Annotated in this window: 14 protein-coding genes; 11 read left to right on the top strand and 3 right to left on the bottom strand. The window is 61.0% G+C overall.

Going from position 1 to position 16,619, the window contains the following annotated elements; all coding sequences use genetic code 11:
• Positions 1–53: 53 nt before the first annotated feature.
• From AB7M26_RS15920 to AB7M26_RS15910, 3 genes are all read left to right on the top strand, one after another.
• Entirely contained in the window at positions 54–1,070 is a 1,017-nt protein-coding gene (locus tag AB7M26_RS15920) for an arginine N-succinyltransferase (RefSeq protein ID WP_429385161.1), read from the top strand.
• Positions 1,071–1,131: 61 nt separating this feature from the next.
• On the top strand, positions 1,132–2,166 hold the full coding sequence (astA, locus tag AB7M26_RS15915) for an arginine N-succinyltransferase (RefSeq protein ID WP_218396700.1): 1,035 nt from the start codon (positions 1,132–1,134) through the stop codon (positions 2,164–2,166).
• 226 nt (positions 2,167–2,392) lie between these two features.
• Complete coding sequence (locus AB7M26_RS15910; RefSeq protein WP_123499689.1) at positions 2,393–3,262, top strand: isocitrate lyase/PEP mutase family protein; 870 nt, start codon at positions 2,393–2,395, stop codon at positions 3,260–3,262.
• Between the two features lie 224 nt (positions 3,263–3,486).
• On the opposite strand, the gene AB7M26_RS15905 is transcribed toward AB7M26_RS15910, so the two are convergent.
• Both AB7M26_RS15905 and AB7M26_RS15900 read right to left on the bottom strand, forming a co-directional pair.
• Complete coding sequence (locus AB7M26_RS15905; RefSeq protein WP_429385159.1) at positions 3,487–4,728, bottom strand: M20/M25/M40 family metallo-hydrolase; 1,242 nt, start codon at positions 4,726–4,728, stop codon at positions 3,487–3,489.
• Between the two features lie 287 nt (positions 4,729–5,015).
• On the bottom strand, positions 5,016–6,089 hold the full coding sequence (locus tag AB7M26_RS15900; RefSeq protein WP_123499693.1) for a diguanylate cyclase: 1,074 nt from the start codon (positions 6,087–6,089) through the stop codon (positions 5,016–5,018).
• Between the two features lie 313 nt (positions 6,090–6,402).
• Between AB7M26_RS15900 and AB7M26_RS15895 the strand changes: the two genes are divergently transcribed.
• The 5 genes from AB7M26_RS15895 (at position 6,403) to hglS (ending at position 12,677) form a co-directional block, all read left to right on the top strand.
• Positions 6,403–7,329 (top strand): alpha/beta fold hydrolase, encoded by a 927-nt coding sequence (locus AB7M26_RS15895; RefSeq protein WP_123499695.1) that lies wholly within the window; start codon positions 6,403–6,405, stop codon positions 7,327–7,329.
• Positions 7,330–7,381: 52 nt separating this feature from the next.
• Entirely contained in the window at positions 7,382–8,881 is a 1,500-nt protein-coding gene (gene glcD, locus AB7M26_RS15890; protein WP_429385156.1) for a glycolate oxidase subunit GlcD, read from the top strand.
• The gene (glcE, locus tag AB7M26_RS15885) at positions 8,881–9,930 is read left to right on the top strand and encodes a glycolate oxidase subunit GlcE (RefSeq protein ID WP_429385154.1); all 1,050 of its coding nucleotides are present in this window, start codon (positions 8,881–8,883) and stop codon (positions 9,928–9,930) included. The genes glcD and glcE overlap by 1 nt, the downstream gene beginning before the upstream one ends.
• Before the next feature lie 8 nt (positions 9,931–9,938).
• Positions 9,939–11,156, top strand: coding sequence for a glycolate oxidase subunit GlcF (gene glcF / locus AB7M26_RS15880; protein WP_429385152.1), 1,218 nt, complete (start codon positions 9,939–9,941; stop codon positions 11,154–11,156).
• A 129-nt stretch (positions 11,157–11,285) separates the two neighbouring features.
• A complete protein-coding gene (hglS, locus tag AB7M26_RS15875) occupies positions 11,286–12,677 on the top strand; it encodes a 2-oxoadipate dioxygenase/decarboxylase HglS (RefSeq protein WP_429385150.1) in 1,392 nt (463 codons plus the stop codon).
• A gap of 171 nt (positions 12,678–12,848) precedes the next feature.
• Here the strand turns inward: hglS and AB7M26_RS15870 are convergent, their stop codons facing one another.
• The gene (locus tag AB7M26_RS15870) at positions 12,849–13,526 is read right to left on the bottom strand and encodes a type 1 glutamine amidotransferase domain-containing protein (RefSeq protein WP_429379524.1); all 678 of its coding nucleotides are present in this window, start codon (positions 13,524–13,526) and stop codon (positions 12,849–12,851) included.
• Between the two features lie 101 nt (positions 13,527–13,627).
• Between AB7M26_RS15870 and AB7M26_RS15865 the strand changes: the two genes are divergently transcribed.
• From AB7M26_RS15865 to tssI, 3 genes are all read left to right on the top strand, one after another.
• Positions 13,628–13,822, top strand: coding sequence for a hypothetical protein (locus AB7M26_RS15865; protein ID WP_123499706.1), 195 nt, complete (start codon positions 13,628–13,630; stop codon positions 13,820–13,822).
• Between the two features lie 105 nt (positions 13,823–13,927).
• Positions 13,928–14,443 carry an Hcp family type VI secretion system effector gene (locus AB7M26_RS15860; protein WP_007900657.1) on the top strand — a complete coding sequence of 172 codons (516 nt, stop codon included), beginning with the start codon at positions 13,928–13,930 and terminating at the stop codon, positions 14,441–14,443.
• Positions 14,444–14,574: 131 nt separating this feature from the next.
• On the top strand, positions 14,575–16,617 hold the full coding sequence (tssI, locus tag AB7M26_RS15855) for a type VI secretion system Vgr family protein (RefSeq protein WP_123499707.1): 2,043 nt from the start codon (positions 14,575–14,577) through the stop codon (positions 16,615–16,617).
• Positions 16,618–16,619 lie beyond the last annotated feature (2 nt).

Below are 16,619 nucleotides of genomic sequence, written 5' to 3'. Positions count from 1 at the left end.
TGATAGTCAGGTTCGGTGCAAATCGCCGAACCCTTTGATACAGGAGTACATCCATGCTGGTCTTACGCCCGGTGGAGTTAACCGACCTGCCCCAGTTGCAGCAACTGGCGCGCGACAGTCTGGTGGGGGTCACGTCCTTGCCGGACGACACCGAACGCCTGCGCGAGAAGATTCTCGCCTCCTGCGCTTCGTTCGAAAAAGCCGTGCAGGGTCCTGGCCCGGAGAATTATTTCTTCGTGCTGGAAAATCTCACGACTCGACGTCTGGTCGGCTGCTCGGAAATCCTCGCCACCGCAGGGTTCAACGAGCCGTTCTACAGTTTGCGCAACCGCCATTTCACCAGCGCCTCACGGGAGCTGAACATCGAGCACGGAGTGCCGGCGCTATCGGTGTGCCACGACCTCAGTGGTCATACGTTGCTGCGCGGCTTCCATATCGACGCAGCGCTGGAACGTACGCGGTTTTCCGAATTGCTGTCCCGGGCGCGACTGCTGTTCATCGCCGCACACACGGCGCGCTTTGCCGAAGCGGTGATCACCGAAATCGTTGGCTACAGCGACGAACAGGGCCAGTCACCGTTCTGGGATGCGCTGGGCAAGCATTTCTTCGACCTGCCGTACGTTGAGGCCGAGCGGCTTTGCGGTCTGCAGAGCCGGACGTTTCTCGCCGAACTGATGCCGCAATACCCGATTTACGTGCCGATGCTGCCGCCGGCGGCACAGGCCTGTATCGGCCGGATTCATCCTGACGGTCAAGAGGCCTTCGACATTCTTGAACGCGAAGGCTTCGAGACCAACAGCTACATCGACCTGTTCGACGCTGGCCCGACGCTGTACGCACGCACCTCGAACATTCGCTCCATCGCCCAGAGCCAGACCGGCACGGTGCATCCAGGCCCGGCCATCGATGCCCGCGGCAGTTACTTGGTGAGCAACGATTCGTTGAAGGGTTACCGCGCCATCGTTGCCGAACTGGACTACCACGCCGGGCAACCCGTGGCCTTGAGCGCCGAGATGCGCGCGGCTCTGAATGTGACCGACGCCAGCACAATCCGGTTGATCGCCCTGTGAGCCGCCACCGGCCCCGTGCCCAACGACAGCGCCCGAACAAGCGCGAAGAAGGAGCTGCATCATGATTGTCCGTCCGGTTCAAGTCACCGACCTGCCCGCCTTACTTGATCTGGTGCAACGGGCCGGCCCCGGGTTCACCACCCTGCCGGCCAGTGAAGAGCGCCTGACCCACCGTGTACGCTGGGCCCAGCGCACCTTTGCCGAACAGGTCGAGCGTGCGGACGCCGATTACCTGTTCGTGCTTGAAGACGACGATCAACAAGTGGTCGGCGTTAGCGCCCTGACAGGAGCCGTCGGCCTGCGGGAGCCCTGGTACAACTACCGGGTGGGGCTCACGGTCAGCTCCTCGCCGGACCTGGGTATTGCGCGCCAGATCCCCACGTTGTTCCTGAACAACGAAATGACCGGCCAATCGGAAATCTGTTCGCTGTTTCTGCGACACGATCAACGTCATGGCAATAATGGTCGACTGCTGTCGCTGGGGCGCCTGCTGTTCGTTGCCGAGTTCCCCCATCTGTTCGGCGACAAGCTTATCGCCGAACTGCGCGGCAGTGCCGACGAACAAGGCTGCTCACCGTTCTGGGACAGCCTGGGTCGGCACTTTTTCAAGATGGATTTCAGCCATGCCGATCACTTGTCGGGGCTTGGCAGCAAAGCATTCATCGCCGAACTGATGCCGCGCCAGCCGCTCTACACCTGCCTGCTCACCGAACAGGCGCAGGCGGTGATCGGCAAGCCGCACCCGAACACCGAACCTGCACTGAAGCTCCTCACCGCCGAGGGATTTGCTCATAAGGGTTACATCGACATCTTCGACGCCGGCCCGGTGATCGAAGCCCCGGTATCGAGAATCCGCACGGTGCGTGACAGCCAACGCCTGGAGCTGGCCATCGGCACGCCCGACGACCAGGCGCCAATATGGCTGATCCACAACCGCCGCCTGGAAAACTGCCGCATCACCACTGCCCAGGCGCGGCTGGTCGGCAACAGCCTGATCGTCGACCGACTCACTGCCAAACGCCTGCAACTGCAACCCGGCAACTCGGTGCGTGCCGTGCCGCTGCGCAATCAACAGCAGCAGGCGGTGGCGGCGTGATCGGAAAAGATCTCAGCCTTCGACAGCTCCTACATCATTCTTTACCCGTCTGCATCAATCGTTGAACATCCTGTAGGAGCTGCCGCAGGCTGCGATCTTTTGATCTTGCATCCCTTGGCCGGCAAATTCGTCATCATTCTTCACCCTCCCCCGTGATAGCCTTTTGTTCCTTCGGCGTTGACACTTTTGCTCAAGCCCTTCCATTCCTTTGTATGGTGGAACTCATATGTCCAGGCTGTCTCATCAAGATTTGCGCCGTAATTTCCGCCAACTGTTCGCTTCCAACGCCTGCTATCACACCGCGTCGGTCTTCGACCCGATGTCGGCACGCATTGCCGCTGACCTGGGTTTTGAAGTGGGGATTCTCGGCGGTTCAGTCGCGTCGTTGCAGGTGCTGGGCGCCCCCGACTTTGCCTTGATCACCCTGAGCGAGTTCGCCGAGCAGGCTACCCGCATCGGCCGCGTGGCCCAATTGCCGGTGATCGCCGACGCCGACCACGGCTATGGCAACGCGCTCAACGTCATGCGCACCATCGTCGAACTCGAACGCGCCGGCGTGGCCGCGCTAACCATTGAAGACACCCTGTTGCCGGCGCAATTCGGCCGCAAGTCCACTGACCTGATCGGGGTCGCGGAAGGCGTCGGCAAGATTCGCGCGGCTCTGGAAGCCCGAGTCGACTCGGAAATGGCGATCATTGCGCGGACCAATGCCGGGATCCTGCCGGTTCAGGAGATCATCAGCCGCACCAAGCAATACCAACAGGCCGGGGCGGACGGGATTTGCATGGTGGGCGTGCGGGACTTCGACCACCTTGAACAAATCGCCGAGCACCTGAGCGTACCGCTGATGCTGGTCACCTATGGCAACCCGTTGCTGCGCGACGACGATCGCCTGGCCGAACTGGGTGTGCGCGTCACCATCGACGGGCATGGTGCGTACTTCGCGGCGATCAAGGCGACTTATGACAGCCTGCGCGAACAACGCCAGATCTTCACCCAGGCATCGGATCTGAGCGCGACTGAACTGACGCATACGTACACGCAGCCTGAGGAATACATCGTTTGGGCGAAGGAATATATGAGCGTCAAGGAGTGAGGGTTCGGCGGAAATGATGGTGTGACATCTGGCCCCTTCGCGAGCAAGCCCGCTCCCACACTGGATTTTCTGTGGACACATTATTTGTGCACACCCGCAATCAAATGTGGGAGCGGGCTTGCTCGCGAAGGGGCCAGATGAGACACCACTAAATCGCAACCCTCCTCAGGGCCAACTCCCCCTCACAACAGAACCTGCCCCACATCAAGGAATGATCTGGCCGATTACTTCTTGGTCAATTCCATAATCATCCGCGACAGCAGATAAATCCGTGGCGCCACGCTCTCGACCTCGGCGTATTCCTCGGGGGTATGGATATTGCCGCCGACAATCCCGAACCCGTCCAGCGTCGGCGTACCCACTCCGGCCGAGAGGCTGGCATCCGCCGCCCCGCCGCTGCCTTCTTCCGTCAGCTTGCGGCCAATTTCGCCGTAAATCCCCTGGGCCATGGCCATCAAGCGATCAGACTCCGCCGTTTGCGGCATCGGTGGCAAGCCGCGTTTAAGGGTAGTGGTCACTTCAGTCTCGGGAATCAGTTTGTCCTTGGAGACTCGCGCCAGGTCCTTCTCGATCCGGTCGAACTCTTCCGGCACCGCTGCCCGCACGTCAGCCTTGGCGGTGGCCTGATCCGGAATCACGTTGGTGCGATCGCCAGCATTGAGCACGGTAAAGTTGATGGTGGTTTTCTTCTGCGCATCGCCCAGTTTGCCGAGTTGCAGGATCTGGTGCGCGGCTTCCATGGCCGCGTTACGCCCCAGTTCCGGCGCGACGCCAGCGTGAGATGCCTTGCCCTTGACCTCGACCACGGCGGTGGCGCTGCCTTTGCGCCATACCACCAAACCATCCGCCGGGCGGCCCGGTTCGAGGTTGAGTGTTACGTCGTGGGCCTTGGCGGTTTTCTTGATCAGATCGGTGGCGACGTCCGAGCCGGTTTCTTCGCTGGCGTCGAGCAGGAAGGTGATCTGCGCGTAATCCTTGAAATCAAGGTTTTTCAGGACCTTCAGTGCATAGATCCCGGCGACGATGCCGCCCTTGTCGTCCATCACGCCCGGCCCGTAGGCGCGGCCGTCCTTGATGTGGAACGGGCGCGCGGCGGCGGAGCCTTCCTTGAACACGGTGTCCATGTGCGCCATCAGCAGGATTTTCGCCGTGCCGGTGCCTTTGAGCGTGGCCAGCACATGGTTGCTCTTGTCCGGAGTGTTGGGCACGAGTTCGATAGTGGCACCGAGTTTCTTCAACTCTTCGATGGCGATATCGCTCACCTGGGTCAGGCCCGGCTCATAACCGGAGCCGGAGTCGATGTTCACCAACTGCTCCAGCAATTTCAGGGCTTCACCTTTGTACTGTTCGGCATTGGCGAGGACTTGTTTGTGGGGTTCGGCGAAGGCTGTAGGGGTGAAGGCGCCGAGGGCGAGGGTCAGGCCAAGGCTGGTGGCCAGGAGGGAGCGAGAGCGTTTGAACGTCATGAATCGATCCTTGTTTCGTGTCGGGGTCGAAAATACCCTACCTGACTACGACGCAAGGCTCTACACCGGATGCGACACCTACAAACCTGAATGACCACACATCCCCTGTGGGAGCGGACTTATGTGGCGAGGGGGCTTGCCCCCGTTCGACTGCGAAGCAGTCGTAAAACCAGTCACCGCTGTCTAATTCAAGATCGCGGTGACTGGTTTTAGGGGGGCTTCGCTCCCCAACGGGGGCAAGCCCCCTCGCCACATAAGCTCGCACACAGGGATTTGTGGTGATTGGCTTACACCGAATTGAGCATCGCCTTATGCGGTTTACCATCACTGTGGCAAATGACGCGGTTGCGGCCGGTGGTCTTGGCTTCGTAGAGCGCCTGGTCGGCGTCGTTGAGCCACAGGGTCGCGTCGTCGTGGGCCGGGTTGAAGGCTGCCAGGCCGATGCTCAAACTGACTTTCAATGCCGGGTTCTGCTCGTAACCCAACGTGGCGAAACGATCACGCAGCGCATCCATCGCCACGGCAGCGCGGTCCAGCGGCAGGTCCGGTAGCAGCACACAGAATTCGTCGCCGCCATAACGCCCGGCGACATCCGCTGCGCGCAGGTTCTGCTTGAGCATTTTGCTCAGCTGACGCAGGACGATGTCCCCGGCGACATGGCCGTAGGTATCGTTGATGGTTTTGAAATGGTCGATGTCGATCAGCGCAATCGCCCCGCCCTGCTGCTGGCGTTGGCAACGCTGAAACTCGATTTCCAGCTGATCTTTCCAGGCACCATGATTCAGCAGGCCGGTCAGGCTGTCGGTGCGGCTCAGGGCCAGCAGTTCGCGCTTGTGCCGGCCGAGGGTGTCGGCCTGACGGAAGCAGATCCAGCCAAAGGACAGCGGATAAATCGACAGCAAAGGCAAGCAGGCGTACAGCTGAAACGGACTGGTTTGCGGGACAAAAGCCGGCATGAACACCAGCAGCCCGAGGCCTATCCCAAGCACCTGCGCGACGGTGCCCATCAACAGAAAACGCAAACCGCCGATGGCCACGTTGTGCATCGCCATCATCGAAAGGGTCGCCGCGCTGGGCAGCGGATTGAACTGCATGGCGGCCACCCAGAAACCGCCGAGAAACGCGTCCACCAGGATATTGCGGTGTTCGGCACGAAAAGGAATTTCCGCCCGGCGCGCCCATTGATAGGCCACATGCGGCCAGAGCAGCCCGTTGAACAGCATTACCCCCCAGACCCATGGCGCCGGGTCGAGTGGGTACATCCCTGCGCCGACGCACAATAATCCCAGGGCCAGCCCCAGGATTCGCGACCCATAAAGCCTCCTGGCCAGTGAAAGTCCCTTTCCTCCCTTTTTTTCCATAGAGGCCTCTGTACCGCTGAACGGAGCCTGACAACACACGGGTTGAAAGTGTGTTTGAAGTCTATCAGGGGAACGGCAAATAGCCATCACCGGTTGGCGGTCTGAATAGCATCACCTCCCATGAGCTGAATACCCAATGTTTGGTCTATACATGAAGGGAGGGATCGATAACAACGATAAAGAGGACGCCTTTGTAGCAGCGGAAATGGCTTGATTGGGGTTTCTGGATTTCAGTTTCAGTTATCACCCATTGACCCGAGCGCTCAAACCCGCCGACCACACGCTGTCCTGATCACTGCAAAGGAATAGCCTGATGCTTTTGTTGGTTGTCACTATCGCCGTCTTCGTGGCCTGGAGCTGGTTGAGCTATCCGGCCATCGGTTACTGGCTCTATGACTTGAACATGGCGCTGGAGGCCCGGCTGTACCGGTTGCACAAGATCGTCGTGCCAATCCCCGAAATGACCGTTTCGACCTGGCAAGGCGGCCCTTACGAAGCCGCCAGCAGTGTGCTGATGCTGCATGGCTACAGTGCCGACAAGAACATCTGGCTGCGCTTCGCCCGGCATTTTGTCGACGACTACCGGGTGATTATTCCTGACCTCGCGGGGCACGGCGAAACCGGCTTCAAGGCCGGCGGTGGCTATGACATTCCGGTCCAGGCCAAACGGTTGATCCAGTTGCTCGATATCTGTGGGGTCGAAAAGGTACACGTGATCGGCAACTCCATGGGCGGCTACATCGCGGCATGGCTGGCGGCCAACTACCCGGAGCGCATTATCTCGCTGGCGCTGCTCGACCCGGCAGGCGTCACCGCCCCGGAGCCCAGCGATATGGAGCGACACCTGGCTCGCGGGCATAACCCGTTTTTGATTCATTCCCGTGAAGAGTTCCAGCATTTTTATGCCATGACCATGGTCTCGCCGCCATGGGTGCCGGGAATCGTGCTGGACGCTGTCGCCCAGCGTTATGAACAGCAGCGCGACGAGCTGGAAGAAATCTTCAGGGACTTCCACGCCAGCCCGCCGATGGAGCCAAAACTGCCCGACATCAAATGCCCGGCGCTGCTTCTGTGGGGGCGCAAGGACCGCTTGATCGACGTCAGCAGCGTACCGGTCTGGAGCAAGGGCATCGCCGATTTGCAGGTGGAGATCTGGGACGGTGTCGGGCATATGCCGATGGTTGAGCAACCGGCCAAGACAGCGCGGCTGTATCGGGAGTTTTTGGGAAGGAAAACCTGATGAGATCCCTTGCGACAAAGGGGGCAAGCCCCTTTGCTCTGGGTGGTGAACGATGAACATTCTTTACGACGAACGCATCGACGGTGTTCTGCCCAATGTCGACAAGGCTACGTTACTCAAGGCCTTGCAGCAGGAGGTGCCGGACCTGGACATTCTCTGGCGCGAAGAAGAACTCAAACCCTACGAATGCGACGGCCTCTCGGCCTATCGCACCACACCGATGCTGGTCGCCCTGCCCCGGCAGCTGGAACAGGTGCAAGCGCTGCTCAGGCTCTGTCATGCCCGCAACGTGCCGGTGGTGGCGCGCGGAGCCGGCACCGGGTTGTCCGGCGGTGCGCTGCCGTTGGACAAAGGCGTGCTGCTGGTGATGGTACGGTTCAACAACATTCTGCACATCGACCCTGCCGCCCGCACTGCACGAGTCCAGCCGGGAGTGCGTAACCTGGCGATATCCCAGGCAGCGGCGCCCTTCGGTTTGTATTACGCGCCGGACCCGTCTTCGCAAATCGCCTGCTCCATCGGCGGTAACGTCGCAGAAAACGCCGGTGGCGTGCATTGCCTCAAATATGGCCTGACCGTACACAATCTGCTGAAACTCGAAGTGCTCACCCTCGAAGGCGAACACCTGACCCTCGGCGCCGATTCGCTGGACGCGCCGGGCTTCGACTTGCTGGCCCTGTTCACCGGCTCCGAAGGCTTGCTGGGGATCATCACCGAAGTCACGGTCAAACTGCTGCCCAAACCCCAGGTCGCCAAAGTCCTGCTGGCCAGTTTCGATTCCGTGGAAAAGGCCGGCCACGCGGTGGCCGAGATCATCGCCGCCGGGATCATCCCCGGAGGCCTGGAGATGATGGACAACCTGGCGATCCGTGCCGCCGAGGATTTCATCCACGCCGGTTATCCAGTGGACGCCGAAGCAATCCTGCTCTGCGAACTGGACGGCGTCGAAGCCGATGTCCATGACGATTGCGAGCGGGTCCGAGAGGTGCTGCAACAGGCCGGTGCCAGCGACGTGCGCCAGGCTCGGGACGAAGCCGAACGTGTGCGGTTCTGGGCCGGACGCAAAAACGCCTTCCCGGCGATCGGCCGTCTCTCGCCGGATTACTACTGCATGGACGGCACCATCCCCCGCCGCGAATTGCCCGGTGTACTCAAGGGCATCGCCAGCCTGGCGCAAGAGTACGGTTTGCGCGTGGCCAACGTTTTCCATGCCGGTGACGGCAATATGCACCCGCTGATCCTGTTCGACGCCAACCAGCCCGGCGAGCTGGAGCGGGCCGAAGCCCTCGGCGGCAAGATCCTCGAACTCTGTGTGAAAGTCGGCGGCAGCATCACCGGCGAACATGGCGTCGGTCGGGAGAAAATCAATCAGATGTGCGCGCAGTTCAACAGTGATGAATTGACCCTGTTTCACGCCGTGAAAGCCGCGTTCGACCCAAAGGGCCTGCTCAATCCCGGCAAGAACATCCCGACCCTGCACCGCTGCGCGGAATTCGGCGCGATGCACATCCACGCCGGGCAACTGCCGTTCCCTGAGCTGGAGCGTTTCTGATGCCGGACTTCGATGCCAGTGAAGCCCTGCTGGAGCAGGTCAAACAGGCGCGGGAGAACGCCACGCCGCTGCGCATTCAGGGCGGTAACACCAAGGCGTTTCTCGGCCGTGAAGTGGCCGGAGAAATACTCGACATCCGCGCCCATTGCGGCATCGTCGGTTACGACCCGACGGAGTTGGTGATCAGCGTTCGCGCCGGCACGCCGCTCAGCGAACTGTTTGCCGCACTGGGTGCAAAGGGGCAAATGCTGCCCTGCGAGCCACCATCGTTCGGCGAAGGCGCCACTGTTGGCGGGATGATCGCGGCAGGGCTGTCCGGGCCGCGGCGCCCGTGGTCCGGTTCGGTGCGGGATTTTGTCCTCGGTACGAGGGTGATCAGCGGCCTCGGCACCCACCTGCGCTTCGGCGGCGAAGTGATGAAAAACGTCGCCGGCTACGACCTCTCGCGCCTGATGGTGGGCAGTTATGGCTGCCTCGGCGTGCTGACCGAAGTCTCGCTCAAAGTGCTGCCCAAACCCCGGCAATGCTTGAGCATCAGCCTGGACATCGACTGCGCCCGCGCCTTGGCCAATCTGGCGCAATGGGGCCAGCAACCACTGCCCATCAGCGCCGCCTGCCACGACGGTCAGCGTCTGTATCTGCGGCTCGAAGGCGGCGAAGGTTCGGTGACGGCCGCCCATCAACGACTCGGCGGCGACCCCTTGGACTCCGGTTATTGGGCTGACCTGAACGAACAACGACTAGACTTTTTCAATGAGGGCCTGCCGCTGTGGCGCTTGTCATTGCCCAACAACCTCGGGCCTCTGGACTTGCCCGGTGAGCAACTGATCGACTGGGGCGGCGCGCAACGCTGGTTGAAATCCGCAGCCGACAACATTCAGTCGCGAGCCCACGAACTCGGCGGCCATGCCACCTGTTTCAGCCATGGCGTCAGCGAAACGCCTTTCCAGCCGCTGGCCCCGGCGCTGCTGCGCTATCACCGGCAACTAAAGGCGCAGCTGGACCCGCAAGGGCTGTTCAACCCTGGGCGGATGTACGCGGAGCTCTAGGGGGCGTTATGCAAACCAACCTCAGCGAACAGTCCAAACTACTGCCCCGCGCCGAAGAAGCGGACAAGATTCTGCGCACCTGTGTGCATTGCGGCTTCTGCAACGCCACGTGCCCGACGTATCAACTGCTGGGCGACGAACTGGACGGGCCGCGCGGGCGCATCTACCTGATCAAGCAAGTGCTCGAAGGCGCCCCCGCCACGGCCAAAGCCCAGTTGCACCTGGATCGCTGCCTGACCTGCCGCAACTGCGAAACCACCTGCCCGTCCGGGGTGGATTATCACAACCTGCTGGACATCGGCCGCGCCGTGATCGATCAAGCGGTGCCGCGCCCGGCCAGTCAGCGGTTGTTGCGTCAGGGGTTGCGGGCGCTGGCGCCGAATCCGAATCTGTTCAAGACCTTGCTGCAGATCGGCGCCACATTCCGGCCATTGCTGCCACGGGGCATCGAGGCGAAGCTGCCCCACGACCTCCCCGCCGCAGGCGAGCGCCCTGCCCCTCGGTATGCTCGCCGAGTGCTGATGCTCGAAGGCTGCGTGCAACCTGGTCTGTCGCCGAACACCAATGCCGCGACCGCGCGGGTACTGGACCGGCTGGGGATCAGCGTGATCCCGGCGCCCGAAGCTGGGTGCTGCGGTGCGCTGGACTATCACCTCGACGCCCAAGCCATGGGCCTGGACCGCGCCCGACGCAACATCGACGCCTGGTGGCCGCACCTGGAAAACGGCGCCGAAGCCATCGTGCAAACCGCCAGCGGCTGCGGCGCCTTCATCAAGGATTACGGGCATCTGCTGGAGCGCGACCCGGTCTATGCAGCCAAAGCCCAGCGGGTCAGCGAACTGGCGCTGGACCTGGTGCAAGTGCTGGCCGAGGAACCGTTGGAACGGGTCTGCGCTGCTACTGACCAGCGGATCGCCTTCCACTGCCCCTGCACCTTGCAGCACGCCCAAAAACTCGGCGGTGCGGTAGAAGCCGTGCTGACCCGATTGGGTTTCAATCTCACAGCGGTGCCCGACAGTCATTTGTGTTGCGGCTCGGCCGGCACCTACTCGATCACCCAACCGGAACTGGCGCGGCAACTGCGCGACAATAAACTCAACGCTCTGGAAAGCGGCCACCCCGAGGTCATTGCCACCGCCAACATCGGCTGTCAGAGCCACCTCAACAGCGCCGGACGAACGCCGGTCAGGCACTGGATCGAATTGGTGGATCAAGCGCTGCGATAACCGAACACTCCTGCGATGCAAGAACAGTCCTTGGCAGAATGAAGTTCGTCAGAAACTTCGTTTGTCGGCGCCTCCGAAGGCTGCGATCTTTTCCGGCATCCGTTACGTCACTGCGCCAGGAAACTTTTCATGAGCCATCCGAACTTCGTCAGCCCTGACCTGATCCGCCAACGCTTCTCCAAAGCGATGTCCGACATGTACCGCGAAGAAGTGCCGCTGTACGGCGCGCTGATGGAACTGGTGGAACAGACCAACCGCCACGTGCTGGACAGCGACCCGCAGATCGCCCGACAGCTGCACAGCACCGGCGAAATCCAGCGCCTGGACATGGAACGCCACGGCGCGATCCGGGTCGGCACTGCCGCTGAACTGTCGACCCTCGCCCGCCTGTTTGCGGTGATGGGCATGCAGCCGGTGGGCTATTACGACCTGACCCCCGCCGGTGTTCCGGTGCATTCCACTGCGTTCCGCGCCGTGCATGAAGCCGCATTGCAAGTCAGCCCGTTCCGGGTGTTCACCTCGCTGCTGCGCCTGGAACTGATCGAAGACGCCGAACTGCGAACCTTTGCCCAGTCGGTGCTGGATAAGCGCTCAATCTTCACCCCGGCGGCATTGGCCCTCATCGAACGCGCTGAAACCCGGGGCGGCCTGAGCGAAGACGAGGTGCAGGATTTCGTCGCACAAGCCCTGGAAACCTTCCGCTGGCACCACAGCGCCACCGTCACGGCCGAGCAGTACCAGCAACTCAGCGCCCAGCATCGACTGATCGCCGACGTGGTGGCCTTCAAAGGCCCGCACATCAACCACCTGACGCCACGCACCCTGGACATCGACATCGTGCAGGCGCAAATGCCCGCCCATGGCATCACCCCAAAAGCAGTGATCGAAGGCCCGCCCCGCCGCCAATGCCCGATCCTGCTGCGCCAAACCAGTTTCAAGGCGCTGGACGAGCCTGTCACCTTCACCGATCAAACCCAGACCCGCGGCAGTCATAGCGCCCGTTTCGGTGAAATCGAGCAACGCGGCGCGGCGCTCACCCCCAGAGGCCGGGCGCTTTACGACCGCTTGCTCAACGCTGCCCGGGATGAACTCAAGGATTTCCCCAACGAAGCCAACGCCGCACGCTACAACGCGCTAATGACACAGCACTTTGGCGAATTCCCTGACACCGTCGAGGATATGCGCCGACAGGAACTGGCGTATTTTCGCTACTTCGTGACGGAAAAAGGCGTGGCGGCGAAGGGGCTGAATGGTTTGTCGCTGGAGGATTTGCTTCGCGACGGCTATGTGCGGGTTGAACCGCTGGTGTACGAAGACTTTCTGCCGGTCAGCGCGGCGGGGATTTTTCAGTCGAACCTGGGGGATGCGGCGCAAACCCACTATGGCGTGCATTCGAACCAGCAAGCGTTCGAAAAGGCCTTGGGACGGTCGACGATTGATGAGTTAGGGCTGTATGCCGAGACGCAGCGGCGGTCGATTGATGAGTGCTGCAAGACATTGGGGTTAGCGAATCTGACTTGACCCAAGGAGCCTTCAGTCAAACACACTTTGTGGCGAGGGAGCTTGCTCCCGCTTGAGTGCGTAGCACTCACAAAATCTCCGCTTGTACGCAGAGTTTTGGGGCCGCTACGCAGCCCAGCGCGAGCAAGCTCGCTCGCCACATAAAAAGTGTCGACCCGCAGGCTATATCGCTTAACCCAGCTTCGCCAACAACGCCTTGGCGGTCGCTTCCGAAGACGCCGGGTTTTGACCGGTCAGCAACAGACCATCCACGATCACGTAACTCGCCCAGTCATCGGCCTTGGAGAAAAGCCCCCCGTTGGCCTTGAGCATATCCTCCACCAAAAACGGCACGACATCCGTCAACTGCACAGCGGCCTCTTCGGAGTTGGTGAAGCCTGTCACGCGCTTGCCTTTAACCAACGGCTGACCATCCTCATCCTTGACGTGACGCAACACCCCCGGCGCATGACAGACCGCCGCCACGGGTTTGCCCGCCTTGTGAAACGCCTCGATCAGCGCAATTGAAAAGGGGTCTTCAGCCAGATCCCATAACGGGCCATGCCCGCCTGGATAGAAAACAGCGTCGTAGTCTTCGGCTCTCACGGTATTCAGCAACCCGGTAGACGCCAATGCGGACTGGGCAGCGGAATCCTTGCGAAAGCGATCGGTGGCCGCGGTTTGCGCGTCTGGCTCATCACTTTTAGGGTCCAGCGGTGGCTGGCCGCCCTTGGGTGAAACCAGGGTCAACTGCGCGCCAGCATCCTTGAAGGTGTAATACGGTGCGGCGAATTCTTCGAGCCAGAAGCCGGTTTTCTTACCGGTATTACCCAATTGATCGTGGGACGTTAAAACCATCAGGATTTTCATGTCGTTCTCCAGTCGATGCCAGGGTTGTTCAGTGATCTCGGCGCTGAATTTGACCTCCGGGCAGCGCTGTTCGTTGCGCCCATTGTCGGGGGTGACGGCTCATGGCCTTGATGCGCAAGAAGTTGCGCAACTATTTCGGTGAAAAGTCCCCCGGCGATGCTGAACGCCAGGTTTATCAAGCCCTCCAGCCGAGTGCGCAAGAAGTTGCGCAGTGGTGCGCAACTTCTTGCGCACTTTTTCAGCTGATCCTTGCCAAAAACCTCTCCGGCGTTGGAAAAACCACCTCAACCACCTGATTTATATAGAATTAATCATTTATGGCACGCTCCTTGATAACAGTCAGGCACCCACCGGGCGATACCGCCTCCCGGGCACCCTAACTTTTAGCAAGGAGCACATCCATGGCTACACCAGCGTACATGTCCGTTACCGGCGAGAAACAAGGCCTGATCACTGCCGGCGCGTTCACCGCCGACTCCGTTGGCAACACCTACCAGGAAGGCCACGAAGACCAGGTCATGGTTCAGGCTTTCAGCCACGACGTGATCATCCCGCGTGACCCACAGTCGGGCCAACCGACCGGTCAGCGTGTACACAAGCCAGTCGTGATCACCAAGGTCTACGACAAGTCCTCGCCACTGCTGCAAGCGGCGCTGACCTCCGGCGAGCGCATGAGCGAAATCGTTATCCAGTGGTACCGCACTTCGGCTCAAGGTACCCAAGAGCACTACTACACCACCAAACTGGAAGACGCGATCATCGTCGCCATCAACAACAAAATGCACAACTGCCAGGATCCGTCGAACTCGCACTTCACGCACCTGGAAGAAGTGCAATTCACCTACCGCAAAATCACCTGGACCCACGAAGTATCCGGTACTTCGGGTTCCGATGACTGGCGTGTTCCAGTCGCTTAATCGCGGCTGACGGTTCCAAACATCGGCCAGCTCTGCTGGTCGATGTCATTTGCGCCTACCAGGAATTTTCGCGTCCGCAAGCGCCCGTTTGGGTGCCGGCGTGCGCCGCAGCACTGCACGAGGAACAAGGGATGTTCGCGCCGGCCAATCAGACTCACTTTGCCCTGACTGTCGAAGGTCTGGAAAACGACCTCCAGGTCCTTGCCCTGCAAGGTCGGGAAGCCATCAGCCAGCCTTTTGTGTTTGAGGTGGAGCTGGTCAGTGAACAGCCGTCCCTGGACCTCGAAACGCTACTGCACAAACCGGCCTTTTTGCAGCTCTCGCCTGACGGCAGCGGCATCCATGGCCAGATCTACCGCGCCGCCCAAGGCGATTCGGGCAAACGCCTGACCCGCTACGCCGTGACCCTGCGTCCGCAGCTGTCTTACCTGGCGCACCGCATCAACCAACGCATCTTCCAGAACCTCAGCGTGCCGAAAATCGTCGGCATGGTCCTCGAAGAGCACGGCATCCAAAGCAATGCCTACCAATTCAAAGTCGGGGCGATTTATCCCGAGCGCATTTACTGCGTTCAGTACGATGAATCGGACCTGCAGTTCATCCAGCGCCTGTGCGAGGAAGAAGGTATCCACTACCACTTCCAGCACAGCGCCACGGCCCACAAGCTGGTGTTCGGCGATGATCAGACGGTGTTCCCGAAACTCGCGCCCGTGGCCTACCAGCAAGACTCCGGCATGGTCGCCAATGACCCGGTGATCAAGCGCTTCGACCTGCGCCTGGAAACCCGCACCAGCCGCACCACCCGCCGCGACTACGACTTCGAAAAACCGCGCCTGACCCTGGAAAGCGAACACCGTGGCGACGCCCTGCCCGACCTCGAAGACTACGACTACCCCGGTCGCTTCATCGACCGCGAACGCGGCAAGCACCTGGCCAAGCGCGCCCTCGAACGTCACCGCAGCGACTTCCAGCTCGTCGAAGGCAAAAGCGATCAGCCGTTGCTGGTCAGCGGCCACTTCCTGGCCCTGACCCAACACCCCAAGGCCAAGTGGAACGACCTGTGGCTGCTGACCGAAATCCTCCACGAAGGCAAACAGCCGCAAGTGCTGGAAGAGTCGGTCACCAGCAGTACGACTAACCTCAAGGACGATTTCCACCAGGGCTACCGCAACCGCTTCCAGGCCACCCCCTGGGACGTGCCGAACCGCCCGCCGCTGAACCACCCCAAACCACGGATCCTCGGCAGCCAGAGCGCCGTGGTCACCGGGCCCAAAGGTGAAGAGATCCACTGCGACCAGTACGGCCGCGTCAAAGTGCAATTCCACTGGGACCGCGAAGGTCAGGCCGACGACAAGACCAGCTGCTGGCTGCGCGTCTCCTCCGCCTGGGCCGGCGCCCATTACGGCGGCATCGCCATCCCGCGGATCGGCATGGAAGTGCTGGTCAGCTTCCTCGAAGGCGACCCCGACCAACCGCTGATCAGCGGCTGCCTGTACCACAAGGAAAACGTCGTCCCGTACGCCCTGCCGGCGAACAAAACCCGCAGCACCTTCAAAACCCTGAGCTCTCCGGGCGGCGGCGGTTACAACGAACTGCGCATCGAAGACAAAAAGGGCCAGGAACAGATCTTCTTGCACGCCCAGCGTGACTGGGACGAAAACGTCGAACACGACCAGAAAATCCGCGTCGGCAACGAACGCCACGACACCGTCGAGCAAAACAGCTACAGCGAATTCAAGGCCGAAGAACACCACACCGTCTACGAAGACCGCAAAGTCGAAGCCCGCGCCAACGACCACCTGACCGTGGGCGTAAACCAGCACATCAAGGTCGGCACCGGCCAGTTCATCGAAGCCGGCCAGGAAATCCACCTGAGCAGCGGCATGAAAGTCGTGCTCGAGGCCGGCAGCGAACTGACCCTCAAGGGCGGGGGCAGCTTCATCAAGATCGACGCCAGCGGCGTAACGCTGAGCGGGCCGGTGATCAACATGAACTCCGGGGGTAGCCCGGGCAGCGGGACGGGGGCTGCGCCGTTGATGCCGGGGGTGTTGAAGCAGGCGGATGCGGATAAGGCGGGTGCGGTGCTGAGCCCGGCGCAGATCAATACGCTGAAACGGAATGCGCCGTTCTGTGAAGAGTGCGAGAAATGCAAGGCAGGTGCTTGTGCGATCTGATC

It is taken from the genome of Pseudomonas sp. F-14 TE3482 (genome assembly GCF_053629455.1).
The sequence above is the reverse complement of the archived record's forward strand: the minus strand, read 5'-3'. Positions and strand labels throughout refer to the sequence as shown.